This is a genomic window from Roseicyclus sp., assembly GCF_052168335.1.
In the GTDB taxonomy this organism is placed as follows: Bacteria; Pseudomonadota; Alphaproteobacteria; order Rhodobacterales; family Rhodobacteraceae; genus Roseibacterium.
In genome coordinates this window covers 1-3,684 of the sequence record NZ_JBQLZP010000405.1, presented here as the reverse complement: position 1 = coordinate 3,684, position 3,684 = coordinate 1, and the positions used below count along the sequence as shown (strand labels likewise).

4 protein-coding genes are annotated in these 3,684 nt (G+C 71.0%); 3 read left to right on the top strand and 1 reads right to left on the bottom strand.

The features are described from left to right. The coding region (locus tag ACTS11_RS12445) for a hydantoinase/oxoprolinase family protein (RefSeq protein ID WP_442640634.1) at nucleotides 1-1,170 on the bottom strand (1,170 nt) is incomplete at its 3' end. A 194-nt stretch (nucleotides 1,171-1,364) separates the two neighbouring features. Here ACTS11_RS12445 and ACTS11_RS12440 point away from each other — a divergent pair. From ACTS11_RS12440 to ACTS11_RS12430, 3 genes are all read left to right on the top strand, one after another. Then, nucleotides 1,365-2,345: a TRAP transporter substrate-binding protein gene (locus ACTS11_RS12440; RefSeq protein ID WP_442640633.1), complete on the top strand. Its 981-nt coding sequence runs from the start codon at nucleotides 1,365-1,367 to the stop codon at nucleotides 2,343-2,345. A 76-nt stretch (nucleotides 2,346-2,421) separates the two neighbouring features. Next, on the top strand, nucleotides 2,422-2,982 hold the full coding sequence (locus ACTS11_RS12435; RefSeq protein WP_442640632.1) for a TRAP transporter small permease: 561 nt from the start codon (nucleotides 2,422-2,424) through the stop codon (nucleotides 2,980-2,982). A gap of 1 nt (nucleotide 2,983) precedes the next feature. Further along, the coding region (locus tag ACTS11_RS12430; protein ID WP_442640631.1) for a TRAP transporter large permease at nucleotides 2,984-3,684 on the top strand (701 nt) is incomplete at its 3' end.

Below are 3,684 nucleotides of genomic sequence, written 5' to 3'. Positions count from 1 at the left end.
GCCGGGGCCGAAGACGCGCGGGAAGAACTCGGGCCGGAGCTTGCCGAGCATGACGTTCGCGTCCGTCACCGTCAGCGGGCCGCCGCGTCGGTAGCAGGCGGGGCCGGGGTTGGCGCCCGCCGAATCGGGGCCCGCGCGGAAGCGGCCGGGATCGGCGTGCAGGATCGAGCCGCCACCCGCCGCCACCGTGTGGATGCGCATCATCGGCGCGCGGATGCGGACGCCCGCCACCTCGGTGTCGAAGGCCCGCTCGTAGTCGCCCGCGAAATGCGCCACGTCCGTCGAGGTGCCGCCCATGTCGAAGCCGATGACGCGCGAGAACCCGGCATCGGCCGCCGTCTCGACCATGCCGACGACACCGCCCGCGGGGCCGGACAGGATCGCGTCCTTGCCCTGGAACTTCTCGGCCGCCGTCATGCCGCCCGAGGACATCATGAACTGGAGCGTCGGGCCGGGTTCGCCCGCCGGCGTCGCGCCCAGCGCCCCCGCCACACGCGCCACGTAGCGCCCGAGGATCGGGGAGAGGTAGGCGTCCACCACCGTGGTGTCGCCGCGCCCGACGAGCTTCACCAGCGGGCTGACCTCGTGGCTGACCGAGACCTGGCCGAAGCCCATGGCGCGCACCATCGCGGCGAGCGCCGCCTCGTGGGCGGGGTTCTTCCAGGCGTGCATGAGGACGATCGCGACCGCGTCGATGCCGTCGGCCCTGGCCTCCTCCAGCGCGGCGCGGACGGTCTCGGCGTCGAGCGGCCGCTCGACCGAGCCATCCGCCATCAGCCGTTCGGCCACCTCGACCACCCGCTCGTAGAGCTGCTCGGGCAGGACGATCTCCTTGGCGAAGATGTCGGGCCGGGCCTGGTACGCGATCCGCAGCGCGTCGCGGAATCCCTTGGTGATGAGCAGCAGCGTCCGGTCGCCCTTGCGCTCCAGCAGCGCGTTGGTGGCGACCGTCGTGCCCATCTTCACCGTGCCGATCAGGCCGGGGTCGATCTCGCCACCGAGCAGGCGCCGGATGCCCTCGATCGCCGCGTCCTCGTAGGCCTCGGGGTTCTCGGACAGGAGCTTCAGGGGATGCAGCGCGCCGTCCGGCGCCCGGCCGACCACGTCCGTGAACGTGCCGCCCCGGTCGATCCAGAAATCCCAGAGCTTCGCCGTGGATGCGTCGGCCATGTCGGTCTCCCTGATGCTGCCGCCCGTTCTCCGGGCAGTCGGGAAGGAGGGCAAGACCCGTCTTCCGCAATTCGATTACATTTTGTTGACAAATTGTCGGTGAGGGGTCAAGCTCGATTTACGCCGGGTCAACCAAGAGCCCGGAACGCCACCAGAAGAACCGCACCGGTTCGCCAGCACGGGAGACCCGACCGATGACCCTCACCCTCCGCAGCCTCGCCTTCGCCACCACGGCGATGGCCCTCGCCCTGCCCGCCGCGGCCCAGACCGCCTGGGACATGCCCACGCCCTACGGCGACACCGTGTTCCACACGCAGAACATCCTGTCCTTCGCCGACGACGTGCGCGAGGCGACGGGCGGCCAGCTCGACATCACGGTGCATTCCGCGGGTTCGCTCTTCGGCCATCCCGAGATCAAGGACGCCGTCCGCCGCGGCCTCGCGCCCATCGGCGAGATCCTCCTGTCGCGGCTCGCCAACGAGAACCCGGTCTTCGAGGCCGATTCGATCCCCTTCCTCGCCGACAGCTACGCCGACGCGCAGGCGTTGTGGGATGCCTCCCGCCCGGCCGTCGAGGAGCTTCTGGCCGAACAGGGGCTGACGCTGCTCTACGCCGTGCCATGGCCGGGCCAGTCGCTCTACCTGACCGAGGAAGTGACCGATCCCGCCGAGCTTCAGGGCGTGGCCTTCCGCGCCTACAACACCGCGACCGAGGAACTGGCCAACATCCTCGGGATGGTGCCGACGCAGGTGGAGGCGGGCGACATCCCGACCGCCTTCGCCACCGGCCGCGTCTCGGCGATGATGACCTCGCCCTCCACGGGCGTCTCCTCGCAGGCCTGGGACTACACGAACGTCTATATCGACGTGAACGCCTGGCTGCCGAAGAACGTGGTCTTCGTGAACACCGAGGCGCTGAACGCGCTGCCCGAGGACCAGCGCGCGGCGCTGCTCGAGGCGGCCGCCACCGCCGAGGCCCGCGGCTGGGAGATGAGCGCCTCCGAGACCGAGGTGCAGATCGCCGAACTCGAGAACAACGGCATGACCATCGTGCAGCCCTCCGAGGCGCTGTCCGCGGCGCTGGCCGCCGCCGGCGAGACGATGACCGCCGCCTGGCTCGAGCGGGCGGGCGAGCAGGGCGCCGCCATCGTCGAGGCCTACCAGGCCGCGCAGTAACGCGACGCGCAGACGGGCCGGACGGAAACGTCCGGCCCTTTCTCCATCCCACATCGCGAAACCGGGAGGCCGCCTCATGCGACGCGCGCTCGACCTCATCTATGCCTCGGCGCTGGTCGCCTCGGCGCTCGGCCTCGTGTCGATCGCGGCGCTCGTGTTCTTCCAGATCGCGGGCCGCATCCTCGACCGCGTGATCCTCGCGACGGGGGGCGAGGCGCTCGGCCTCCAGGTGCCCTCGCTGGCCGAGATCGGCGGCTTCCTCTTCGTGGGCGCGGCGTTTCTCGCGCTGCCCGCGACGCTGCGGGCGGCGGGCCACGTGCGCGTCACGATCCTCGCCAAGGTGCTGCCCGGCGCGGCCGCCCGCGCGCTGACGGTCCTCGTCCTCGCGGCGGCCTTCGGGCTGGCCGCCTTCGCGACGTGGCATTCCTGGCTCCAGGCGCTCGACAGCTGGCAGTTCAACTCGGTCTCCTTCGGGATGGTGCGCATCCCGCTCTGGCTGCCGCAGGGGGCGATGACGCTCGGCCTCGCGATCTTCGCGCTCGCGCTGCTGGACGAGCTGGTGACGGCGCTCAGCGGCCGGACGCCCGCCTTCGTCGCCGCCGAGGGCGCCAAGACCATCGACGAGGGGGGCCACTGAGATGGATCTCGTCACGCTCTCCATCGTCCTTGTGATCGTCCTCTTCGGCTGCCTCGCACTCGGGCTCTGGGTCGGCTTCTCGCTGATCGTGGTGGGCCTCGTCGCGATGACGCTCGCCACGCCCGCGCCGGTCGGGGCCGTCTTCGCGACCAAGGCCTGGGCCTCGCTCAACATCTGGGACCTCACGGCGCTGCCCATGTTCATCTGGATGGGCGAGATCCTGTTCCGCTCGCGATTGTCCTCGGACATGTTCCGGGGTCTCTCGCCCTTCACGCGGCGGCTGCCGGGCGGGCTCCTGCACGTCAACATCATGGGCTGCGCCCTCTTCGCTGCGGTCTCGGGCTCCTCCGCCGCGACGACGGCGACCGTGGGGCGGATGTCGCTGCCGGAGCTTCGGTCGCGCGGCTACGACGACCGCATGGCGATCGGGACGCTGGCCGGCTCGGGCACGTTCGGCTTCCTCATCCCGCCCTCGATCATCCTGATCGTCTACGGCGCGGCGACCGAGCAGTCGATCGCGCGGCTCTTCCTGGCGGGCGTGCTGCCGGGCCTGATGCTTGCGGCGATGTTCGGCGGCTACACGATGCTCTGGGCCTGGATGAACCGCGACCGGATGCCGCCGCCCGAGCCGCGCCTGCCCTGGGGACAGAAACTCCGCGCCGCCGCGCTCCTCCTGCCCACGATCCTCCTGATCGTGGCGGT